Source organism: Streptomyces sp. NPDC102274 (genome assembly GCF_044766385.1).
GTDB lineage: Bacteria > Actinomycetota > Actinomycetes > Streptomycetales > Streptomycetaceae > Streptomyces.
In genome coordinates this window covers 82,126-104,375 of record NZ_JBIWLW010000004.1, presented here as the reverse complement: position 1 = coordinate 104,375, position 22,250 = coordinate 82,126, and the positions used below count along the sequence as shown (strand labels likewise).

21 protein-coding genes and 1 pseudogene are annotated in these 22,250 nt (G+C 68.6%); 4 read left to right on the top strand and 18 right to left on the bottom strand.

What is annotated here, in order from left to right; translation table 11 throughout:
* Positions 1-264: 264 nt before the first annotated feature.
* Positions 265-468 (top strand): cold-shock protein, encoded by a 204-nt coding sequence (locus ACIRQP_RS07010; RefSeq protein WP_017948713.1) that lies wholly within the window; start codon positions 265-267, stop codon positions 466-468.
* 213 nt (positions 469-681) lie between these two features.
* Here the strand turns inward: ACIRQP_RS07010 and ACIRQP_RS07005 are convergent, their stop codons facing one another.
* Both ACIRQP_RS07005 and ACIRQP_RS07000 read right to left on the bottom strand, forming a co-directional pair.
* Positions 682-1,314 carry a TetR/AcrR family transcriptional regulator gene (locus tag ACIRQP_RS07005; protein ID WP_403885362.1) on the bottom strand — a complete coding sequence of 211 codons (633 nt, stop codon included), beginning with the start codon at positions 1,312-1,314 and terminating at the stop codon, positions 682-684.
* A gap of 214 nt (positions 1,315-1,528) precedes the next feature.
* The gene (locus ACIRQP_RS07000; protein ID WP_403884642.1) at positions 1,529-2,530 is read right to left on the bottom strand and encodes an oxidoreductase; all 1,002 of its coding nucleotides are present in this window, start codon (positions 2,528-2,530) and stop codon (positions 1,529-1,531) included.
* A gap of 100 nt (positions 2,531-2,630) precedes the next feature.
* On the opposite strand from ACIRQP_RS07000, the gene ACIRQP_RS06995 reads away from it, so the two are divergent.
* The gene (locus ACIRQP_RS06995) at positions 2,631-3,578 is read left to right on the top strand and encodes an AraC family transcriptional regulator (RefSeq protein WP_403884639.1); all 948 of its coding nucleotides are present in this window, start codon (positions 2,631-2,633) and stop codon (positions 3,576-3,578) included.
* A 154-nt stretch (positions 3,579-3,732) separates the two neighbouring features.
* On the opposite strand, the gene ACIRQP_RS06990 is transcribed toward ACIRQP_RS06995, so the two are convergent.
* From ACIRQP_RS06990 to ACIRQP_RS06960, 7 genes are all read right to left on the bottom strand, one after another.
* Entirely contained in the window at positions 3,733-5,088 is a 1,356-nt protein-coding gene (locus ACIRQP_RS06990) for a dicarboxylate/amino acid:cation symporter (protein ID WP_403884636.1), read from the bottom strand.
* Positions 5,089-5,538: 450 nt separating this feature from the next.
* Positions 5,539-5,793 carry a DUF4229 domain-containing protein gene (locus tag ACIRQP_RS06985; protein ID WP_403885359.1) on the bottom strand — a complete coding sequence of 85 codons (255 nt, stop codon included), beginning with the start codon at positions 5,791-5,793 and terminating at the stop codon, positions 5,539-5,541.
* Positions 5,794-5,918: 125 nt separating this feature from the next.
* A complete protein-coding gene (locus ACIRQP_RS06980; protein WP_403884633.1) occupies positions 5,919-6,449 on the bottom strand; it encodes a GNAT family N-acetyltransferase in 531 nt (176 codons plus the stop codon).
* Positions 6,450-6,462: 13 nt separating this feature from the next.
* Positions 6,463-7,641, bottom strand: a complete 1,179-nt coding sequence (mqnE, locus tag ACIRQP_RS06975) for an aminofutalosine synthase MqnE (RefSeq protein ID WP_403884630.1) — start codon at positions 7,639-7,641, stop codon at positions 6,463-6,465.
* Positions 7,642-7,693: 52 nt separating this feature from the next.
* Positions 7,694-8,674 (bottom strand): zinc-binding alcohol dehydrogenase family protein, encoded by a 981-nt coding sequence (locus ACIRQP_RS06970; RefSeq protein ID WP_403884627.1) that lies wholly within the window; start codon positions 8,672-8,674, stop codon positions 7,694-7,696.
* Between the two features lie 210 nt (positions 8,675-8,884).
* Positions 8,885-9,340, bottom strand: a complete 456-nt coding sequence (locus ACIRQP_RS06965) for an Lrp/AsnC family transcriptional regulator (protein ID WP_382525701.1) — start codon at positions 9,338-9,340, stop codon at positions 8,885-8,887.
* Positions 9,341-9,437: 97 nt separating this feature from the next.
* Entirely contained in the window at positions 9,438-10,175 is a 738-nt protein-coding gene (locus ACIRQP_RS06960; protein ID WP_403884624.1) for a UbiX family flavin prenyltransferase, read from the bottom strand.
* Positions 10,176-10,380: 205 nt separating this feature from the next.
* Between ACIRQP_RS06960 and ACIRQP_RS06955 the strand changes: the two genes are divergently transcribed.
* Complete coding sequence (locus ACIRQP_RS06955; protein ID WP_403885356.1) at positions 10,381-10,947, top strand: rhomboid family intramembrane serine protease; 567 nt, start codon at positions 10,381-10,383, stop codon at positions 10,945-10,947.
* An 83-nt stretch (positions 10,948-11,030) separates the two neighbouring features.
* On the opposite strand, the gene mqnP is transcribed toward ACIRQP_RS06955, so the two are convergent.
* Entirely contained in the window at positions 11,031-11,936 is a 906-nt protein-coding gene (gene mqnP / locus ACIRQP_RS06950) for a menaquinone biosynthesis prenyltransferase MqnP (protein WP_403884621.1), read from the bottom strand.
* Positions 11,933-13,384 (bottom strand): menaquinone biosynthesis decarboxylase, encoded by a 1,452-nt coding sequence (locus tag ACIRQP_RS06945; protein WP_403884618.1) that lies wholly within the window; start codon positions 13,382-13,384, stop codon positions 11,933-11,935. The genes mqnP and ACIRQP_RS06945 overlap by 4 nt, the downstream gene beginning before the upstream one ends.
* Before the next feature lie 223 nt (positions 13,385-13,607).
* Between ACIRQP_RS06945 and ACIRQP_RS06940 the strand changes: the two genes are divergently transcribed.
* Positions 13,608-14,033, top strand: coding sequence for a PLD nuclease N-terminal domain-containing protein (locus ACIRQP_RS06940; protein ID WP_403884615.1), 426 nt, complete (start codon positions 13,608-13,610; stop codon positions 14,031-14,033).
* A 193-nt stretch (positions 14,034-14,226) separates the two neighbouring features.
* Here the strand turns inward: ACIRQP_RS06940 and ccsB are convergent, their stop codons facing one another.
* The 7 genes and pseudogenes from ccsB to hemL form a co-directional block, all read right to left on the bottom strand.
* Positions 14,227-15,318, bottom strand: coding sequence for a c-type cytochrome biogenesis protein CcsB (gene ccsB / locus ACIRQP_RS06935; protein ID WP_403884612.1), 1,092 nt, complete (start codon positions 15,316-15,318; stop codon positions 14,227-14,229).
* A complete protein-coding gene (locus ACIRQP_RS06930) occupies positions 15,315-17,153 on the bottom strand; it encodes a cytochrome c biogenesis protein ResB (protein ID WP_403884609.1) in 1,839 nt (612 codons plus the stop codon). The genes ccsB and ACIRQP_RS06930 overlap by 4 nt, the downstream gene beginning before the upstream one ends.
* Positions 17,154-17,157: 4 nt before the next feature.
* The gene (locus ACIRQP_RS06925; protein WP_403885353.1) at positions 17,158-17,895 is read right to left on the bottom strand and encodes a cytochrome c biogenesis CcdA family protein; all 738 of its coding nucleotides are present in this window, start codon (positions 17,893-17,895) and stop codon (positions 17,158-17,160) included.
* A 31-nt stretch (positions 17,896-17,926) separates the two neighbouring features.
* Entirely contained in the window at positions 17,927-18,547 is a 621-nt protein-coding gene (locus tag ACIRQP_RS06920) for a TlpA family protein disulfide reductase (RefSeq protein ID WP_403884606.1), read from the bottom strand.
* 143 nt (positions 18,548-18,690) lie between these two features.
* The gene (locus tag ACIRQP_RS06915; protein ID WP_403884603.1) at positions 18,691-19,938 is read right to left on the bottom strand and encodes a hypothetical protein; all 1,248 of its coding nucleotides are present in this window, start codon (positions 19,936-19,938) and stop codon (positions 18,691-18,693) included.
* Between the two features lie 237 nt (positions 19,939-20,175).
* A complete protein-coding gene (locus ACIRQP_RS06910; RefSeq protein WP_403884600.1) occupies positions 20,176-20,859 on the bottom strand; it encodes a histidine phosphatase family protein in 684 nt (227 codons plus the stop codon).
* A 59-nt stretch (positions 20,860-20,918) separates the two neighbouring features.
* Positions 20,919-22,232: pseudogene (hemL, locus tag ACIRQP_RS06905) on the bottom strand (glutamate-1-semialdehyde 2,1-aminomutase); the annotation flags it as partial.
* Positions 22,233-22,250: the final 18 nt, after the last annotated feature.

Genomic DNA, 22,250 nt, shown 5'->3' with positions numbered 1-22,250 from the left:
AGACCCGCGCCGGTCGCGGGACGGCTCCGGGGCTCGGTTACGGCGTGGCTCGTCAGCACGTCAGAGCCCTATACAAACGTCCGGGTGAAGTGATCTTTCCCTCTACCGCTGGACATGTGCCGCGTGCTAGGCTCGCCAGCAAGTTGCAGTTTGGTTTCCCTTGCAGTACAGAGCCTGCGGAGCATGTGACCCGCAGGCTTTTGTAGTTTTCAGACTTCTTTGCAGGTTCTGGAGCAGGGCAACCCTTTGGCCCAAGGAGGGCTTATGGCTACCGGAACCGTCAAGTGGTTCAACGCTGAAAAGGGCTTCGGCTTCATCGCCCAGGACGGCGGCGGCCCGGATGTCTTCGTCCACTACTCCGCGATCAACGCGACCGGCTTCCGCTCCCTCGAGGAGAACCAGGTCGTGAACTTCGACGTCACTCAGGGTCCGAAGGGCCCGCAGGCGGAGAACGTCACCCCGGCCTAGTTGCCCGGGTCGGCGATCGCGCACGACTTACGCAGTAACCAAGGAGCCCTGCTTTCCCTACTCGGGTGAGGAAAGCGGGGCTCCTGCCTTTCCCCCTCCGCTTCGCCGGCCGTCTCCGCTTCGCCGGCCCTCTCCGGTGCGCTTCCGAGTCGATATCGAACTCATGTTCCCAGCGTGGGTGGCGCCGGACCGTACCGGAACGTATACGACCGGTCAGCCGTGGAGAAGCCGCGCCCTCTCCGTCCAGCGCTCCCCCGCCATGAGGTTCCCGAGGCCCGCCCAGGCGAAGTTCATCAGCGTCGCCGCGGCCTCCCTCGCCGAGACGCCCGGGGTCTCGTTCGCCCACGCCGCGAGCGACTCCGCGGCGCCCACCAGCGCCTGCGCCAGCCCCGCCACATCCCGGTCGGCCAGATCGGGCGCGCTGTGCGCCTCGCGGGACGTCGCGCGGATCAGTCCCGTCACATACGCGACCAGCGCGTCCCGCGTCTTCGTGACCTCGGCGGCGAACGGCTCGCCGTGCGTACGCGCCTGACGGTGCAGCACCGCCCAGCCGTCCGGGTTCTCCGCGGTGTGCGCGAAGAACGCCACGAGTCCGGTCCACAGCTGCCGGTCGGCCGGCGCCCCCGGCTCCACGCCCGCCGTCACCGCCGCGACCAGCGCCTCCGACTCACGCCGGATACAGGCGGTGAAGAGCTCTTCCTTGGAGTTGAGGTAGAGATACACCAGCGGTTTCGAGACGCCCACCCGCTCGGCGATCTCGTCCATCGAGGCGGCGCGGTAACCGCGCTGTCCGAAGGTGCGCACGGCGGCGTCCATCATCTGCCGTTCGCGCTCCGCGCGCGGCATCCGCTTGCTCCTGCCGGTGCTCGCGGCACTCACCGCACCCACGTCGGACGTCCTCCCCGCTCCGCCAGCGTCCCCGCCGGTCCACAAACCCCGTAAGCCTACGGTTCGTTGGAAGCGTGGACAGCGGGACCCGTCTTCCGGCCGACTTCCGGCCCCCTTCGGCGGGGATCACCGCTCCCGCCTGGCCGGGACGCCCAGGGCGCCGAGGCGCGGGCTACCGGATCGCGCTGCCCGTGAGCCGCTCGCTCAGCTCCCACAGCCGCCCGGCCGCCGCGGAATCGATCGCGTACGGCATCACACCCGCCAGCCGGGTCGAGTCCTCGATGCCCCAGTCGTGCACCTCGTCGTCGGGGACGGGCCGGGCCACCTCGACGTTCTCGCAGTAGACACCGCCCATTCCGTCGAGCCGGGGGCTCGTCGCGCACCAGACGCTCGTCGCCGCCCCCTGCTCCGCGGTCTTCCAGCCGCTCGCCGCGTCGAAGACAAGAGCGCCGCTCTCGTCGATCGCACCGACCGTCCGCATCTCCTCTTCCGAGAGGTACTTGCCGAGACCGGTGCCCGCGATGTTGCCCGGGTGGAGGGAGAAGGCGCGTACGCCGTCGGCCCTGCCGCGCTCGTCCGCCGCGAGCGCGAAGAGGATGTTGGCCGTCTTCGACTGGCCGTAGGCCGCCCACGGGTCGTACGCGCGGCGCTCGAAGTTCGGGTCGTCGAACACGACCGGTGAGAAGCGATGGCCCCAGGACGACACGGAGACGACCCGCGCCCCGTCCGCCCGGAGAAGCGCCGGCCAGAGCCGTACCGCGAGCTGGAAGTGGCCCAGGTGGTTCGTCGCGAACTGCGACTCGTACCCCCGAGCGTCGCGTGACAGCGGGCTCGCCATGATTCCGGCGCTATTCACCAGCGTGTGCAGCGGCCGGCCGGAGGCGAGGAACCGCTCGGCGAAGGCGTCGACCGACGCCGGGTCGGTCAGGTCCATCGCCTCGATCCCGACCCCGTCGAGACCCTTCAGCGCGGTCGCGGCCCGGTCGTGGTCGCGCGCCGGGACGATCACCTCGGCGCCCGCGGAGCGCAGGGTACGTACGGTCTCCAGGCCGATCCCGGAGTAGCCCCCGGTGACGATGGCGACCTTGCCGGACAGATCGATGCCCTCGATGACATCGGCGGTGGTGGAAGCGGCACCGAAACCGGAGCCGATGGGCTGTTGCGGGGTGGTCATGGCGGATATCTCCTCGTTTGAAGTCTCCTCGCCAGCGTAGGCAGGCACCCCCGGACGATGAATGCTTGCCAGTCCGCATTACTTGCGCGAAAGTACGGACATGACTGCTGATCCCCTCTCCGACGCGCTCGCGCTCACCGACGCGCGGTGCGCCATCTCGCGCGGATTCGCGGCCGGGGGCACGTGGGCTCTGCGCTTCCCGGCGCCGCGCCGGCTCAAGCTCACCGCCGTCGTCAAGGGCAGCTACTGGCTGATCTTCGACGGAGCGGAAGAGGGCGTGCTGCTGGGGGCCGGGGATGTGGCCGTGTTCGACGGCAGGCGCCCGTTCGTCCTCACCAGCGATCCGGGCCTGGAGCCGGAGGACGCGACGAGGCTGTTCCAGGATTCCCCCGAGCCCATCCTCCGCGTCGGCGGGCACGCGGCGGACGCCTGGAGCGCGGACGTCGTCTCCGTCGGCGGGCACATCGATCTGAACCGGACCGGCGAGGAACTGCTGGTCCAGGCACTGCCTTCGCTGATCCATGTCCGCGCCGGCGCCGACGAGGCTCCTGTACTGCGCTGGCTGCTCGACCAGCTGCTCCGGGAAATGGCGGCCGACCGGGCAGGCACCGGCTTCGCGACGGGCCAGCTCACCCAGCTCATGTTCGTCCAGGTGCTGCGCGCCTATCTCGCGGACTCCGAGTCAATCCCGGTCGGCTGGCTGCGGGCGCTCGCCGATGAACGCATCGCCCCGGCGCTGCGCTTGATGCACGGCGATCCCGGCCGGGCCTGGCAGCTGAGGGAGCTCGCCGGGGCGGCGGCCATGTCCCGTACCACCTTCGCGTCACGCTTCCGGGCCGTGGCCGGGGTCCCGCCGCTGACCTATCTGCACAACTGGCGCATGCGTCTCGCCGAGCGCGCCCTGCGCGAGGAGGACACCCCCATCTCGTCGCTCGCCCTCTCGCTCGGCTACGCCTCCGACAGCGCCTTCAGCAACGCCTTCAAGCGCACGATGGGTACCGCCCCGAAGCGTTACCGGGACACGGCGCGGGCGGCGGCCGCCGCGTAGGCCCTGTCCGGTCGGCCAGGGCCTGGTTCCGCTCCCGCGCAGCACGTCGCCCCCGGCCTCGGCGGAGGCCAGGGGCGATTACGAAGTGCGCTTCGCGCGTGCGCCGGTGCGCGGCGTACTGGTGGTGGTGCGCGGCGTACGTCCGGCGTAGGTCCTACGCGGCGACCGGGACGTTCGCCTCGCGCGTCTCCTTCGCGCTCTCGTAGTCGTCCACCGGCGACGCCGAGGCCGAGTTGTACGCGTCGCGGTCCAGAATGTTCTCGCGAGCAGCCACAATCAACGGTGATACAACTTGGCCGGCGACGTTCGTGGCCGTACGCATCATGTCCAGGATCGGGTCGATCGCCATCAGCAGACCCACACCCTCCAGCGGGAGCCCCAGCGTGGAGAGGGTCAGCGTCAGCATGACCGTCGCGCCGGTGAGGCCCGCGGTGGCCGCCGAGCCGACGACCGAGACGAAGGCGATCAGCAGATAGTCCTGGATGCCCAGCTGGACGTCGAAGATCTGCGCGATGAAGATCGCGGCGAGCGCCGGGTAGATCGCGGCGCAGCCGTCCATCTTGGTCGTCGCGCCGAACGGTACGGCGAAGGAGGTGTACTCCTTCGGGACGCCGAGCCGTTCGGTGACCTTCTGGGTGACCGGCATCGTGCCGACGGAGGAGCGGGAGACGAAGGCGAGCTGGATCGCGGGCCAGGCGCCCTTGTAGAACTGGAGCGGGTTGACCTTGGCGACGGTGGCGAGCAGCAGCGGGTAGACGCCGAAGAGGACCAGCGCGCAGCCGATGTAGACGTCGGCGGTGAAGGTCGCGTACTTGCCGATGAGGTCCCAGCCGTAGTCGGCGATGGCGAAGCCGATGAGGCCGACCGTACCGATCGGGGCGAGCCGGATGACCCACCACAGGGCCTTCTGGAGCAGTTCGAGGACGGCTTCGCTGAGGGTGAGGATCGGCTGGGCCTTCGGGCCGAGCTTGAGGGCCGCGATTCCGGCGACGGCGGCCATGAAGACGATCTGAAGGACGTTCAGCTCGGTGAACGGCGTGATCACGTCGGTCGGGACGATGCCGGTCAGGAAGTCGATCCAGGACCCGGAGCCCTCGGGTGCCTTGCCGTCCTTCGGGGTGAGGCCGGTGCCCGAGCCGGGGTTGGTGATCAGGCCGATGGCCAGGCCGATGGCGACCGCGATCAGCGAGGTGATCATGAACCAGAGCAGGGTGCGGGAGGCCAGCCTGGCCGCGTTGTTGACCTTGCGCAGGTTGGTGATCGACACCAGTATCGCGAAGAAGACCAGCGGCGCCACGGCCAGCTTCAGCAGCTGGACGAAGATGCTGCCGATCTTGTCGAGGGTGGTGTAGAGCCAGCTGATGTCCTGGCTGCGGGCGAGCCAGCCGAGCAGCACACCGAGGACCAGACCGGCGACGATCTGTGCCCAGAACGGGATCTTGGGAAGAGGGGAGCCGGATCTGGGATCAGCCGGCTTCTCGGACGTGGTGGACGCGGAGTTCGCGGACACGAACACACTCCAGACATGACATATCGGGGCCATACGGGACAGGGGTGCGGCGCTCGTGCTTCGAAGGGCTCGGGAGGACTCGGGAGAACTCAGAAGGGGCGCCGCTGCATGATGCCGGGTCAGACCGCGCGGCAACAGACCGCGGACATACAGCGGCAGAGATCGACATGCAGGCGTGCCACGAGCGGGATGCCCCGGTGGCGGCGGTGACGCACTGCTGTCTTCATGTCGAACACGCTAACACTTGAACTTTGGGAAGCTCAAAGTACTTCTTTGGGGTACGAAGCGCCGGAAAGAGCGCGGGAGAAGGCCGGAGAAGCCGGAAAGACCGCCGGAAACACGACACCCCAGCCCTGGAGAGACGGCTCCGGAGCTGGGGTGTGAGAAAGCTTACGTGGCGCTTATACGGCGCCCGCGGCTATGAATTCGCGACGAGCTGTTCGCGATGAGCTACTGGGGGACGCCGTCCTCCTGGGCGCGGTTCGCCTCCAGCCGCGCCTTCGCGCCGTCGACCTTGCCCACGAGCTGCGCGGACATCTCGTCACGCTGCTTGCGCAGCAGAACGAAGCTGAGCGGCGCCGAGATCACGGTCGCGAGCAGCAGCACCCAGATGAAGTTGGAGTCGCCGAGTCCCTTGGGCAGCACACCGAACTGGACCAGGCCGGCGACGACCACGAAGCACCCGACGAAGATGCCCAGACGCATCGCGGTGTACCGGATCGTGGCGCTTTTCTTCGAAACGGTCACAGCGGGCCCTCTCTTCTCTTCCTGGCGTACTGGCGTACTGGCGTCGCGGTATGTCCGGGTCCCACCAGTCAAGCACGGGCCGTTCAGTACCGGTTCAGCGGGAGCAGCATCGTGATGTCGTCACGGTCATCACCCGGGACGACCCTGATCGCGTCCGGCACCCGCCCGACCTCCTTGTAGCCGCAGGAGGCGTAGAACCTGTCGACGCCCGTGCCCCCGCGGCAGGTGAGCCGGATCGCCTCGATGGACTCGATCCCGCGGGCGGCGTCCGCGGCGGCGGCCATCAGGTCACGGCCGTACCCCTTGCCCTGGTGCCGGGGGTGGACCATCACCGTGTAGAGCCAGAGCCAGTGCCGCATCAGCCGGTGGGTGTTGAGCGTGAGGAACGCCGTCGCGGCGACGGCGCCCTCCTCGTCGTACCCGACCAGCAGCCGGACCCGGCCCTCGGCCATGGCCACGAGGTGCTTGACCAACTCGGGCCGAATGTCGTCCGCCGTGACCGGCGGTACGAATCCGACGGCACCGCCCGCGTTGGAGACGTCCGCCCAGAGAGCGAGAAGTCCGTTGCGCAGGGCGGGGTCCACCGCCGGATCCAGCTCGAATATGAGCGCCATCGCGTACGCCCTCTCAGACCCGCATGGGCTGCGGGGACTCGCGGCGGTCGGCGTCGGGGCCCGGGTACTCGCGGATGATCTCGTACCGGGTGTTCCGCTCGACGGGCCGGAAGCCCGCGTCGCGGATGAGGTCGAGCAGATCCTCGCGGCCGAGCTTGTTGGGCGTGCCGTAGTTGTCCGCGTCATGCGTGATCTTGTACTCGACGACCGAGCCGTCCATGTCGTCCGCGCCGTGCTGGAGGGCGAGTTGGGCGGTCTGCACACCGTGCATCACCCAGAAGACCTTGACGTGCGGGACGTTGTCGAACAGCAGGCGGGAGACCGCGAAGGTCTTCAGCGCCTCCGCGCCCGTGGCCATGGTCGTACGGGCCTGGAGGCGGTTGCGGATCTTCCCGTCCTTCATGTCCACGAAGTCGTGCTGGTAGCGCAGCGGGATGAAGACCTGGAAACCGCCGGTCTCGTCCTGGAGCTCACGCAGCCGCAGCACATGGTCGACGCGGTGCCGGGGCTCCTCGATGTGCCCGTACAGCATCGTCGCCGGGGTCTTGAGCCCCTTCTCGTGCGCGAGCCGGTGGATGCGCGACCAGTCCTCCCAGTGGGTGTTGTGGTCGACGATGTGCTGCCGGACCTCCCAGTCGAAGATCTCGGCGCCGCCGCCGGTCAGCGACTCCAGACCGGCCTCGATCAGTTCGTCGAGGATCTCGGATGCCGACAGGCCGGAGATCGTCTCGAAGTGGTGGATCTCGGTGGCGGTGAACGCCTTGAGGGAGACCTGCGGGAGGGCTTCCTTCAGCGCGCTGAGCGAGCGCGGGTAGTAGCGCCACGGCAGCGTCGGGTGGAGGCCGTTGACGATGTGCAGCTCGGTGAGGTTCTCGCCCTCCATCGCCTTGGCGAGGCGGACGGCCTCCTCGATGCGCATCGTGTACGCGTCCTTCTCGCCCGGCTTGCGCTGGAACGAGCAGTAGGCGCACGAGGCGGTGCACACGTTCGTCATGTTGAGGTGACGGTTGACGTTGAAGTGGACGACGTCACCGTTCTTGCGGGTGCGCACCTCGTGGGCGAGACCCCCGAGCCAGGCCAGATCGTCCGACTCGTACAGCGCGATGCCGTCCTCGCGGGTCAGCCGCTCGCCGGCCCGGATCTTCGCCTCCAGCTCGCGCTTGAGACCCACATCCTGAACAGATGCAGTCATCAGGCCGCCTCCCACTATGTCTGCCAGATCGTGCCAGTCGAGACTACGCCCCTCACGGTACGAGAACGACGCGGCCCATGCTGACGCGTTGTTCGAGCAGGTCATGCGCGCGGGCGGCCTCGTCGAGCGGCACGCGCTCATGGATCACCGGCCGTACGGTGCCGTCCTCGACCAGCCGGACCAGCAGCCGTACGCCCTCCTCCGCGAGCGCGGGGCTGTGGCTCAGCATGGTGGGCATGCTGAAGCCCGTCACATGCCGCATGCCCATCAGATCCATGGGCGGGATGGCCGGCTGCTCGCTGTCGCCGCCGGACGCGCCGTAGAAGACGAGCCGTCCGTACGGCGCGAGCAGCCGGACGTCATCGAGGAGCCGGGGGCCGCCGACGCCGTCGAGGATGACGTCCACGCCCTCCGGTCCGGCGGCGTCACGGACCCGCGCGGGCCAGTCGGGGTCGGTGTAGTCGACGGCCGCGTCCGCGCCGAGCGAGCGTACGAAGTCCAGCTTGCGCGGTGAACCCGCGGTGGCGATGACCCGTTCCGCGCCGAGGGCACGGGCCGCCTGTACGGCGATATGGCCGATCGCGCCCGCGCCCGCGTGCACGAGCACCGTCTCGCCCGCGGCCGGCCGCGCGGTCTGGAGCAGATGCACCGCGATCCGGCCGGTGGAGCCGAGCAGTGTGGCCTCCGCGAAGCCGAGGCCGTCCGGCAGCGGCAGCACACGCGCGGCGGGGGCGGCCACGAACTCCGCGTAGGCGTCGCGGGCCTTCCATACGACGACCCGCTGTCCCGGCTCGATCCCGGTCACCCGGTCGCCGGTCTCGACCACGACGCCCGCGACATCCGTGGACGGGCAGTACGGGAGCGGCGGGGCGCCGAGCGGGAAGGTGCCGAGGCGACGCTGTACGTCGGCGTGGTCGACGCCGATGGCCTCCGCGCGGACGAGCACGTCCTCGGGGCCGTGGGCGGGCGGCTCGGCCTTCTCGGTCCGCAGCACCCGGGACGGGCCGTACTCGTGGTGACGGACGATGCGCACAGTCGCCTCTTCCCCCTCTTCCCCTCTTCTGCCGCTGCTCTGTCCCCGGTAACCTGCCCCGCTCCCCCGTCCCCCTACTCCCGTACGCCGACGCCGGTTCCCGTACAGCGTCGGATGCCGCCCCGGGCAACCCCGGGACGGCATCGGACGGTTGGCGCTGTCGGACCTGCCCGGGTCGGCCCGGCCCGGCTCGGGTCGGACCTCCTCGGGTCAGACCTCCTCGGGCAGTTCCCCCACCCGGTTCTCCCACTTGGTGGAGAGCACGATGGTGGTACGGGTCCGGGAGACGCCCTTCGTACCGCTCAGCCGCCCGATCGTCTTCTCCAGGCCGTCCACATCGCTCGCCCGGACCTTCAGCATGTACGAGTCGTCGCCCGCGATGAACCAGCAGTCCTCGATCTCCCCGAGATCGCGCATCCGGCGGGCCACGTCCTCGTGGTCGGCGGCGTCGGAGAGCGAGATCCCGATCAGCGCGGTGACGCCGAGGCCGAGCGAGGCCGAGTCGACCGTGGCGCGGTAGCCGGTGATGACGCCCGCGGCTTCGAGACGGTTGATGCGGTCGGTGACGCTGGGCCCGGAGAGTCCGACGAGCCTGCCGAGCTCCGCGTACGAGGCTCTGCCGTTCTCCCTGAGGGCCTGGATGAGCTGCCTATCCACGGCGTCCATATACCTGAAGCCTTCCATTATTCGGTAATCTCGCAAGTATACATATACAATCCAAGGGAAGAAGGGCTGAAGTCCTGCGAATCTTTGAGTCTGGGAGCTAGTCAGGGAGCTGTCGCCCGGCCTGGTCACCGCGAGCGCCGCCGAGCTCCCCCTCCCAACGGCGGTACAGCAGGTGCGGCACCCCTGCCGCGTCCAGGACCCGCCCGGCGACGAAGTCCACCAGGTCCTGGATATGGGTCGCCCCCGCGTAGAACGCCGGAGAGGCGGGCAGCACCACGGCGCCCGCCTCGTCCAGGGTCACCAGATGTCTCAGGGTCTGCCCGTTGAGCGGCGTCTCCCGTACGGCGACCACCAGCGTCCGCCGCTCCTTCAGAGTCACGCTCGCCGCGCGCTGGAGCAGATCCTTCGAGAGACCGAGCGCCACCCCGGCCACACTCGCCGTGGACGCGGGCACGATCAGCATCCCCTTCACGGGGTACGAACCCGAGGAAGGGCCGGCCGCCAGATCTCCGGCCGGCCAGTGCCGTACGTCGTCCGCGCCCGGGTCCCGGCTCAGCTTCACGTCGAAGGTGTCCGGCTTGCCGTCCGCGCCGCGCGCCAGCCAGGTGCGCAGATCGTCCCGCCAGTGCGCGTCCCTGAAGGCGATGCCCGTCTCGTCGAGCAGTGTCAGCCGCGACGCCCGGCTGACCACGAGATCGACGCTCTCCCCCGCGTCCAGCAGCCCCCGCAGCACGGCCGCGGCGTACGGCGTCCCTGACGCTCCCGAGACGCCGACGACCCAGGGCCGCCGGGGCTGTCGCGGGCTGTGCTGGTCTTCGTACGATCCGGGCTTCACGGATCCGAGCCTATCCGGCGGGCCGGGGCAGGAACCGATGACCGTACCCCGGACGTTCACCGGTACAGAACCGCGGGAACACGGACCGTGGGAAGACGGACAGGAAGACATCCGGACAGACGACCGCTGACCAGAGGGGGCCCTGATGCCGTATCCGACCTCCGGCCGGCCCGCGGGCGCGACCGCACGGAGCCGGACCTCACGGATGAAGCCGGCCGCGGCCGTCATGATCGGCTGGGTAGCGCTGCTCTGGGTGATCGAAGCGGTGAACGGCGCGTCGGGCGCGCTCAGTACGTACGGACTGAGCCCTCGCGACGTCGGCGAGCTGCGCGATGTCATCCCGATGGCCTTCCTGCACCACGGCTACGACCATCTCGTGTCCAACTCCGTGCCGCTGCTGATCCTCGGCTTCCTCGCCGCGCTGACCGGCCTGCGGCGGTTCGCCGCCGTCGTGTTGACGATCATGGTCGTCGGCGGCCTGGGCGTCTGGCTCACCGCCGCCGACCACACGGTCACGGCGGGCGCCTCCGGGGTGGTCTTCGGGCTGCTCGGCTATCTGCTGGTGCGCGGCTTCGTCGACCGGAACGCGGTGGACATCGTGACCGGGCTGCTGGTCCTCGCGTTCTACGGCTCGGCCCTGTGGGGCATCCTGCCGACCAACTCGGCCGTCAGCTGGCAGGGCCATCTCTTCGGACTGATCGGCGGGGTGCTCGCCGCGTTCATGTTCCGCAGGCAGCCCCCGCTGAACGAGCGAATAACGGCCCGGGGCTGAGACCGGCTCGGGGTTGAGACCGGGGGGCCGACCGGCTCGACGCCGAGAACGGCTCGGGGCCGAGACCGGGCGCCGGACAGGCCCTACAGCGTCAGGCCCCGCACCAGGAGGTCCAGCAGCGCGGCCACGAAGAGGATTATCCCGATGAAGCCGTTCACGCTGAAGAACGCGCGGTTCAGCCGCGACAGATCGCCCGGCTTCACGATCGTGTGCTCGTACAGGAACGCCCCGGCGACGACGGTCAGCCCGGTCCAGAAGAACGCTCCGGCGTGCGTGGCCAGCGCGTACCAGACCAGCAGCACCACGGTCACGGCATGGCAGGCGCGCGCCCCGTACAGCGCCGCCGGGATACCGAAGCGCGCCGGTACGGACAGCACGCCGTGCGCGCGGTCCGCCTGGACGTCCTGGCAGGCGAAGATCAGGTCGAAGCCGCCGATCCAGATACCGACCGCCAGCCCGAGGACCACCGCGTCCCACGACCAGCTACCGGTGACCGCGAGCCAGGCACCGACCGGGCCTATGGCCTGGGCGATGCCGAGAATGGCGTGCGGGAAGTTGGTGAACCTCTTCCCGTACGGATAGACCACCATCGGGATCACGGCGATGGGCGCGAGGGCGAGACAGAGCGGGTTGAGCGCCGCCGCGGCCCCGAGGAAGATGACGACGGCCACGAGCGCGCCCGTCCACGCGGAGCGCACCGACACCGCGCCCGTCACCAGTTCGCGTCCCGCCGTACGCGGGTTGCGCGCGTCGATCTCGCGGTCGATGATCCGGTTGCAGGCCATCGCGAACGTACGGAGTCCGACCATCGCGATGGTGACCAGCAGCAGCCGGCCCCAGTGGACGTTCCCGTCCAGCTGGAACATCGCGGTCAGCGCGGCGATATACGCGAACGGCAGCGCGAAGACCGAGTGCTCGATCATCACCAGCCGCAGAAACGCCCTGGTCCTGCCCGGCTGCGGTACCGCCGCCGCCGCTGCGCTCGTCACAGCCCGTACTCCCTCCACCGGCGGTCGACTTTCGCCGCCGTCTCCGGGTCGGACTCGACCATCTCCGGCCAGCCGCCGTCCCGGGTGTACCCCTCCTCGGGGAGCTTCCTCGTCGCGTCGATCCCCGCCTTGCCGCCCCAGAACTGCTGGTAGGAGGAGTGGTCGAGATGGTCGACCGGGCCCTCGACGACGGTGAGGTCGCGCGCGTAGTCGGTGTTGCCCAGCGCCCGCCAGGACACCTCGTGCAGATCGTGCACATCGCAGTCCGCGTCGACGACCACGATCAGTTTGGTCAGCGACATCATGTGCGCGCCCCAGATCGCGTGCATCACCTTCTGCGCGTGCTTGGGGTACTTCTTGTCGATCGAGACGATCGCGCAGTTGTGGAAGCCGCCCGACTCGGGCAGGTGGTAGTCCACGATGTCCGGCACGATGATCTTCAGCAGCGGCAGGAAGAACCGTTCCGTCGCACGCCCCAACGGCCCGTCCTCCGTCGGCGGCCGGCCGACCACGATCGACTGGAGCAGCGGTCGCTTCCGCATCGTCACACAGTCGATGGTGAGCGCGGGGAACGGCTCCCGCGGGGTGTAGAAGCCGGTGTGGTCGCCGAAGGGGCCCTCGGGCAGCATCGTGCCCGGTTCGAGCCAACCCTCGATGACCACCTCGGCGTTGGCGGGCACCTGGAGCGGCACGGTCTTGCAGTCGACCATCTCGATACGCCGCCCCTGGACGAAGCCCGCGAAGAGGTACTCGTCGATGTCACCGGGCAGCGGGGCGGTCGAGGCGTACGTCACGGCGGGCGGACAGCCGAACGCGATCGCGACGGGCAGCCGTTCACCGCGCTTGGCGGCCACCTGGTAGTGGTTGCGGCTGTCCTTGTGGATCTGCCAGTGCATCCCGATGGTGCGCCGGTCATGGCGCTGGAGCCGGTAGAGCCCGAGGTTGCGGACGCCGGTCTCGGGGTGCTTGGTGTGGGTGAGACCGAGGTTGAAGAAGGAGCCGCCGTCCTCGGGCCAGGTGAACAGCGCGGGCAGTTGGTCCAGATCGACGTCGTCGCCGGTGAGGACCTGCTCCTGGACGGGCGCGTCCTTGATCTTCTTCGGCGGTACGTGCGCCACGGAGCTGAGCTTCCCGAACGCCTCGCGCACCCCGATGAAGCCCTGCGGCAGTTCGGGCTTGAGCAGTCCGCCGATCTTGTCGCTGATATCGCTGTACGACTTCAGCCCCAGCGCTTTCAGCAACCGGCGGTCCGTGCCGTACACGTTCATGGCGAGGGGCATCGCCGAGCCGCGGACGTTCTCGAAGAGGAGCGCGGGCCCGCCCGCCTTGTTCACCCGGTCGACGATCTCCCCGACCTCCAGGTACGGATCGACTTCGGCCTTGATGCGCTTGAGGTCGCCCTCGCGCTCCAGCGCCCGGAGCAGCGAGCGGAGATCGTCGTAAGCCATGCGCTCCAGTGTGTCATCCTCCCCGGCGCGGTCTGCCGGGGGCTTACCGGCCGGCAATGCCTACGGACAAGGCCTACGGACAGGGCCTACGGGGCGCGAGCTGACACTTGACCGTCCGGGACCGGGTCTGACCGGTTACTCGCTACCCTGGTCCTGTCAGGGGACCGCTGAGCACGTCCCGTTCTCCACCAAAAACTCGATCTCCACTAAAAAGGGGACCTCCATGCTTCGGGTGCTGATGATTCTGGTGCCGTTGGCTCTCAGCATCTATGCCTTCATCGACTGCATCACCACCGATGAGAAGGAGATCCGGTACCTCCCCAAGCCCATCTGGGCGATTCTGGTGCTGCTCTTCCCGCTGGTCGGCTCCATCTCGTGGCTGATCGTGGGCCGGGTGCGGACAACGGCGGTGCGCCGCGGGGGCTGGGTCGCGCCCGACGACAACCCGGAGTTCCTCAACTCCCTCAAGGACGACAAGGGCGACGAGGGCGACAGGGGGAGCGACAAGGGGACTTCCGGTGGCAGGCCGGGCGACGAGGACTCCGCTCATCTCGCGCAGTGGGAAGCGGACCTGAGGCGCCGCGAGGAGGAGATCGAGCGGCGCGAGAAGGGCGGCGGCGGCGCGGACGACACCCCGCCGAAGCCCTGACAGCCGCCACTTCGGACGGACATACGCACATACAGGGGCGCCCCACGCGGAGTCAATACCGCGGAGGGCGCCTCTTGATGTATCCGGTGTACGGGGGATGCATTCGGTGTGCGGAAGTTGTATCCAATGCCCAGGAAATGCGCCGGTGCCGGGAGTTAGACGCCGCCCCACCTATGCGCGCGGCCTCGGCCTCTTACACGCCCGCGTACGAGTGCTTGCCCGTGACGAAGATGTTCACGCCGTAGTAGTTGAAGAGCCAGCAGCCGAAGGCGACCAGCGCCAGATAGGCGGCCTTGCGGCCCTTCCAGCCGGCGGTGGCGCGGGCGTGCAGATAAGCGGCGTACGCGACCCAGGTGATGAAGGACCAGACCTCCTTCGGGTCCCACCCCCAGTAGCGGCCCCAGGCGTCGCCGGCCCAGATCGCGCCCGCGATGATCGTGAACGTCCAGAGCGGGAAGACCGCCGCGTTGACGCGGTACGCGAACTTGTCGAGCGTCGCCGAGGCCGGCAGCCGCTCCATCACCGAGGTGGCGAAGGAGCCGGGCTTGAGGCCGGCGGCGAGCTTCGACTCGTACCGCTCGCGGAAGAGATAGAGCAGCGTGGCCACCGCGCCGACATAGAAGACCGCGCCGCAGAAGATCGCCGTGGAGACATGGATCCAGAGCCAGTACGAGTGCAGCGCCGGAACCAACTGGTCGCTGGCGGTGTACAGGACGGTGACCGCGAGCCCGAGATCGAGGATGACCGTGGTGACGAGCGGCAGTCCGATCCAGCGGATGTCCTTCTTCAGCGCCAGCAGCGTGAGATAGACAGCGACGGCCACGGTGGTGAAGGTGATGTTGAACTCGTACATGTTGCCCCACGGCGCCCGCTGCACGGACAGCGCGCGGGTGACCACCCCGGCCACCTCGATGCCCCAGGCGAGGACCGTGAGGGAGACGGCGATCCGGCCGTACAGATCGCCCTGCGCGTCACCGCCGGCCGCGCCGGGGCCGTCGGGCAGGTCGCGGGTGCCGCTCGACGAGCGGGTGATGACCTCGGGCCGTTCCAGGACGGCCGTGGAACCGCCTTCCCGCGCGGACCGTACCTTCACCGGTGCCACCGCGGACTTCCCGTTGCCGCCGGTCAGCGCGGCGGCGGTCCTGGCTACCTTGCTGCGGCTGCCGAACAGCCACTCGGCCATGTACGCGAAGAAGGCCAGCAGGTAGACGGCCATGGCCGAATAGATCAGCACATTGCTGGTCTGTGCCAGGCTCTCATTGGTTGCTGTGGCGGCGAGATTCACTTCTCAGCCCCTTCAACAGTCTTTTCTGCGGGATCAGGCGCGCTGGGCGCCTCTGAATGGAGGGTGCCGGCCAGTTCGGCCAGTTCCTCGGGGAGCTTGGCGGACTCGCTGCGGCCGAGTCCCGCCATCTCGACGACGGTGACGCCGTCGGCGCCCCGTACCGCCCGGACCCAGACCCGGCGCCGCTGGATGAAGAGCGAGCCGGCCAGCCCCGCGATGGCGGCGATGGCACCGGCGAGGGCCCAGGCGTCACCGGGCTGGTGGGTGATCTGGAAGCTCGCCCACTCCTTGACCTCCTTCTCGAAGGTGATGGAGCCGGCGCCGTCGGGCAGGGTGAGTGAGTCGCCCGGCAGCAGGGTCTTCTTCAGGACATTGCCCTTGGCGTCCTTGAAGGCCGTCATCTTGTCGGTGTTCAGCTGGTACACGTTCTGCGGCAGCCCGGAGTCGACACCCAGACTGCCGTGGTACGCGCCGATGTTGAGCACCGGGAAGTCGAGCGCGGGGAACCGGGAGAACATCTGCCCGGAGCCCTTCCCGCCGTACGTCGGCACGAAGAACGCGGCGAAGCCCAGCTGGTCCTTCTTGCCGTTCTTGTCGCGGTAGCCGTCCATGATCTTGATGGCGCCCGTGGACGAGACGTTGTTGTCGATCGGCAGGAGCGGGACCGCGCCCCGGAAGACCTCCTTGCCGCGGCCGTCCTTGACGGAGACGACGGGGGCGTATCCATGGGCGTTCAGATAGACCTTCGTACCGTCGAGATCGAGGGGCTTGTTGACCTCGATGACCGCCTTCTTCTCCGGGCCGCCCGCCTCGGTCGTGTACCGGACGTCGGCCTTGTAGGTCCGGGGGGTGCCCAGTTGCGGCCCGCTACGCGCGTACGTTCCCGTGAAGTCGTCCAGGGTGAAGCTGAACGGCGCCAGCTCGTCCGTGTTGAAGAGGGAGCCGGACTTGAAGTCGTCGTACTGGGTGAGGGTGTTGGAGAAGCCGTCGCCCTCGACGATCAGCTTGCCGCCCTCGGACTTGAAGAGCTGACCGCTCGCGAAGGCCACCAGCATCACGATCAGCGCGATGTGGAAGGCGAGATTGCCGGCCTCGCGGAGATAGCCCTTCTCGGCGGCGACCGCGTCACCGACGGTATGGGCCCGGTAGCGGCGCTTCTTGAGGGCCGCGAGCGCGGCCTCGCGGGCGACCTCGGGCTCGGCGGTGGTGCGCCACGTCGCGTACGCGGGCATCCGGTCGAGGCGTTTGGGCGCGCCCGGCGGCCGGCTGCGCAACTGGCCGACGAACTGCCAGGTGCGCGGGACGATACAGCCGATGAGCGAGATGAACAGCAGGATGTAGATCGCGGAGAACCACACCGAGCTGTAGACGTGGAAGAGCTGGAGGCTGTCGTAGATCGGCGCGAGCGTCTCGTGCCGCTCCTTGAAGTCCTGCACCTTCAGCTCGTCGACGCCGGCCTGCGGGATCAGCGAGCCGGGGATGGAGCCGAGGGAGAGCAGGAAGAGGAGGATCAGCGCGACGCGCATGGAGGTGAGCTGGCGCCAGAACCAGCGGAGCCAGCCGACGATCCCGAGAGTGGGCCCGCCGATGGTGGTGTCCTCGCGCTCCTCACGGGGAGCGGTGGAGAGGGTGGACCCGGCGTCGCCGAGTTCCCGCGCGTCGCGCGCGTCGCGGGTTTCTCGGGCTTCCCGGGCTTCCCGGGCTTCCCGGGCTTCGGAGGTGGCGCTCGCCGCTTCCGTCACGGCCCGCTCGGCGGTGTCGTTCCCGGCCGTGGTGCCGGTGCCGGTTCCGTTCCCCGTTCCGGTTCCGGTGTCGTTCATGGACGCCTTGCTCATGGAACTAGATCCCCACCGTGAAGCCGTTGGACCAGGTCTGCATGTCCTGAACGATGCTGTCCCACGCGCCCGTCAGCAGCGCCAGACCGGTCAGGATCATCATCGCGCCGCCGACGCGCATCACCCATACGTAATGGCGCTTGATCCAGCCGAACGCTCCGAGCGCCTTGCGGAACGCCACCGCCGCGAGCACGAACGGCACTCCGAGACCGAGGCAGTACGCGACGGTCAGTATGGCCCCCCGGCCGGCGCTCGCCTGGTCGAACGCGAGGGCGTTCACCGAGGAGATGGTCGGCCCGAGGCAGGGTGTCCAGCCGATCCCGAAGAGGGCACCCAGCAGAGGAGCGCCCGCGAGGCCGGTCACCGGACGCTTGTGGAAGCGGAATTCGCGCTGGGTGAGCCAGGGCATCATCCCCATGAAGAACACGCCCATGACGATCATCAGGACGCCGAGCACCTTGGAGAGGACTTCGCGGTGGTCCTGGAGCGTCCCGCCGAAGTAGCCGAAGAGCGCCCCGCCCGAGACGAAGACCGCGGTGAAGCCGACGACGAAGAGCGTGGCGCCGACGACCATCCGGCCACGTCTGGCGTCCGCCAGATCGGTGCCGCTGACGCCGGTGACATACGAGAGATAGCCAGGTACGAGCGGCAGCACGCACGGCGAGAAGAAGGAGATGAGCCCGCCCAGCAGGGCGATCGGCAGCGCGAGCAGCAGCGCTCCGCTGTAGACCGTCTCATTCATGCCGGGGGTCGCGGCGAGAACCTGCACGGGATCACTTCTCCGCGATCAGCGGGTCGATCATCTTGCGCAGCTTCTCGGCGTCGAGCGCCATCAGCGCGCGGGCCGCGATCTTCCCGTCCCGGTCGAGCACGATCGTGGAGGGGATGGACTGCGGGTTGAGACTTCCCTTGGGAAACCCGTTGACGATGAGCTTGCCCGCCGGGTCGTACAGACTCGGGTAGGGGACGCCGTAGTCCTTCTCGAACGCGAGCGCCGGGCCCTTGTTGACGTCCCGGGTGTTGATCCCGACGAACGCCACGCCCTTCGACTCGGTCTCCTTGGCGACCTTCGCGAAGTGCGGGGCCTCGGCGCGGCAGGGCGGACACCACGAGCCCCACACGTTCATCACAACGATCTTGCCCTTGAGATCGGCCACATCGAGCTGCTTGCCCTCCAGGGTTTCGCCGGAGAGCTGGTTGGCGGGTTTGCGGTCGGCCACCGCGACGGTGGAGATGCCGCCCGTGTTCGTGACGAAGTTGGTGTCACCTCCGCCGCCGGACTTGCCGCCGCCCGCGCAGGCCGAGAGCGTCAGGGCCGCCACGCCGACGACAACCGGCGGGAGGGCGCGGAATCGTCGCTCGGAGCGGCGTCGGGGAGCGCGGCCTGAGTTCATGTGAAAAGTTTCGCATGGGCGATTCAGGGATCTTGCGCACCCCCCTGGCTGCCCGTAAAGCCCGTTGTAAAGAGCCGCGCACGGGCAACAGCCAGGGGGCCTGCACGGATCGCCTTCTCCGGTGACCTTCTCGGATGACCTTCTCAGGCCTTGAAGAAGGTGTTCCAGCCGCCGGCCGGGGCCTGGCCGACCTCCAGTGTGCGGAGCTTGTCGAGTACGGCGGGGTCCTGGACGTCGAGCCAGTCGGTTAACTGCCGGAAGGAGACGAGCCGTACGTCCTTCTTGCCCGCCATCCCCTTCAGCGCCTCCTCGACGGCGTCCATATATATTCCGCCGTTCCACTGCTCGAAGTGGTTGCCGATGAAGAACGGCGCGCGATTCGATTCGTACGCCCGCTGGAAACCGCCGAGATACGCGTTGGTCGCCTGCTCGCGCCAGTCCGCGTAACGCGAGGTCATGCCGTTCGTCGAATTCTTCGACTGATTCGCCAGCATGTTGTAGTCCATGGAGAGGACCTCGAAGCTGTGCCCGGGGAAAGGGACTTGCTGGAGCGGGAAATCCCAGATGTCCAGCTTCTTGTCCGGCCACCGCTGGGTACCGCCGGGCGAACTCGCGTCGTAACGCCAGCCCAGTTTCTTCGCCGTCGGCAGCAGATTCTCCTGGCCGAGCAGACAGGGCGTACGGCCGCCGGTCAGTTCCTTGCGGTAGTCGAAGGGCAGCGGGTCGAGATCGGTCCAGCCGCTGTTCGTACGCCACTCGGTGACGAAGGACACAGCCTGGTCGATCTCGCTGCGCCACTGCTGCGGGGTCCAGTCGCCCACGGTGCCGGAGCCGGCACAGAAGTGCCCGTTGAAGTGCGTACCGATCTCATGACCGTCCAGCCACGCCTGGCGGACGTTCTTGAGGGTTTCCTTGATGTGGCCGTCGGTGAGATAGCCGATGTCGGAGGCGCCGACGGGGTTGTTCGGCGGGCGGTAGAGCGTCTTCTTCGACTCGGGCAGCAGATAGAGGCCGGAGAGGAAGAAGGTCATCGCCGCGTCGTGGTTCTTGGCGAGTTCCAGGAAGCGCGGGAAGAGACCGTTGCCGACCTCGCCGGCTCCGTCCCAGGAGAAGATCACGAACTGCGGCGGGGTCTGGCCGGGCTCCAGGGGGACCGGGGCGGCCGGCTGGTTCGGCTGCTTTCCCGTGTCGGAGGTGGAACCGTCCCCTATGAGCCGGACCTCTTTACCGAGGGGTTGGGCACTGCCCTTCGTGCCTCCGCTCTCACCGCCCTTGCCCACATCCGTGTGCCGGACCGTGCTGCTCCCGCCGGTGGAGCAGCCCGCGATCCCGATCGCTGCGGCCGCTCCCATACCCGCTCCGAGCAGACTCCTTCGGCTGATGCCGCGCATACAGTTCCCATCCGCGCTCGTCTGTGCGTATGCCGCTCATAAAAGTCTTACAAGCGGCAACACAAGAGATGAGGGAGCGAACAAGGAGGTTCCCGTACCGGTCATATCTTTACTGATCTTTACTGATGTAACGAAAGATATGACAGAAGCGATCAACGTATTGCGAGCGTTCGGATCCGTTCAGGCACCAAAGGCCCGTTCAGGCACCAAAAGCCCGTTCAGGCGCCAAAAGCCCGTTCAGGCGCCGAAGGCTTTGGCGCCGCCCTTGACCGGCCGGGCGCCGGAGAGCAGATGGGCCGGGACGAGATCACGGGCGGGCTCGGAGTAACCGACGGAGACGATCTTGTCGCCCTGATAGGTGAAGCTGGTCAGGGACGCGAGCGTGCACTGCCGGCGACGCGGGTCGTGCCAGAGCCGACGCCGCTCGACGAAGCTCCGCACGATCCAGATCGGCAGCTGATGGCTGACGCAGACCGCCTCGTGCCCGCGGGCCGCGTCGCGCGCGGCGTTCAGGGCGCCCATCATCCGTACGACCTGGTCGATGTACGGCTCGCCCCAGGACGGCCGGAACGGGTTGGTGAGATACCTCCAGTTCGCGGGCTTGCGCAGCGCGCCGTCACCCACCCCGAAGGTCTTGCCCTCGAAGACGTTCGCGGCCTCGATCAGCCGGTCGTCGGTGTCGACGGTCAGCCCGTGGCTCTTGGCAACAGGGGCCGCCGTCTCCTGCGCACGCTCCAGCGGGGAGGCGACGACGTGAGTGATGTCACGGTCCGCGAGGTATTCGGCGACCCGGTCGGCCATCTGCCTGCCCAGTTCGGAGAGGTGATAGCCGGGGCGTCTGCCGTAGAGGACACCGTCCGGGTTGTGCACTTCGCCATGGCGCACGAGATGGACGACGGTGTTCTCTTCGCTCGTGCTCATGCGGCGTTCTCCGGGTCGGTGGGCTCGGGGGTGGTGGGCTCGGGGGTGGTGGGCTCAGGGGCGATCGCTTCGGCGGCGGCGCGTGCGGCGGCCGGCAGCGCGGCGGCGATCCGCTCGATCGCGCGCTCGTCGTGGGCGGTGGAGACGAACCAGGACTCGAAGGAGGACGGCGGCAGATAGACACCGTCGGCCAGCAGCGAGTGGAAGAAGGGGGTGAAGCGGAACGACTCCTGCTTCTTGGCGCCCTCGTAGTCGTGGACCTCGTCGGCCGTGAAGAAGACGGAGAACATGTTGCTCGCCGTCTGTACCCGGTGGGCGACGCCCTCCTTGTCGAGCGCCTCTGTCACCAGCCCCTGGATCTGCCGCGAGACGGCGTCGATCCTCGCGTACGCCGCGTCGTCGAGCAGCCGCAGCTGCGCGAGGCCCGCGGCGGTGGCGACCGGGTTCCCGGAGAGCGTGCCCGCCTGGTAGACGGGGCCCACCGGGGCGAGCCGCCCCATGACATCGGCGCGCCCGCCGAACGCGGCGGCCGGGAACCCGCCGCCCATGACCTTGCCGAAGGTCATCAGATCGGGCGCGACACCGTCGACGCCGTACCAGCCGGCCCTCGACGTACGGAACCCGGTCATCACCTCGTCCGAGATGTACAGCGCGCCATCGGCGGCGCAGATCTCCTTGAGCCCCGCGTTGAACCCGTCCCGGGGCGGTACGACGCCCATGTTGCCGGGCGACGCCTCGGTGATCACACAGGCGATCTCGCCGGGGTGCGCGGCGAACGCCCGGCGCACGGCGTCGAGATCGTTGTACGGCAGGACGATGGTGTCCCCGGCCTGCGCGCCGGTCACCCCGGGGGTGTCGGGCAGCCCGAGGGTCGCGACCCCGGAGCCCGCCGCGGCGAGCAGCGCGTCGACATGCCCGTGGTAGCAGCCGGCGAACTTCACGACCTTGGCCCGCCCGGTGAAACCGCGGGCGAGCCGGATGGCGGACATGGTCGCCTCGGTCCCCGACGACACGAGCCGTACCTGCTCGACGGGGGCGACCCGGCCCACGATCTCCTCGGCGAGCGCCACCTCGCCCTCACCGGGCGTACCGAAGGACGTACCGCGGGCGACGGCGGCCTGGACCGCTTCGATGACCTCCGGGTGGGAATGTCCGAGAATCATCGGCCCCCAAGAACATACGAGGTCGACATATTCGCGGCCGTCCGCATCGATGAGGTATGGACCATTACCGGACACCATGAACCGGGGCGTACCGCCCACCGCGCGGAAGGCACGGACGGGAGAGTTCACGCCACCGGGCGTCACGAGGGCCGCGCGGTCGAAAAGCGTCTGCGAAACTGGGGCGTCATAGGGGAAGCTCACGGAATCCATGGTGTCAGAGGCTCGGAC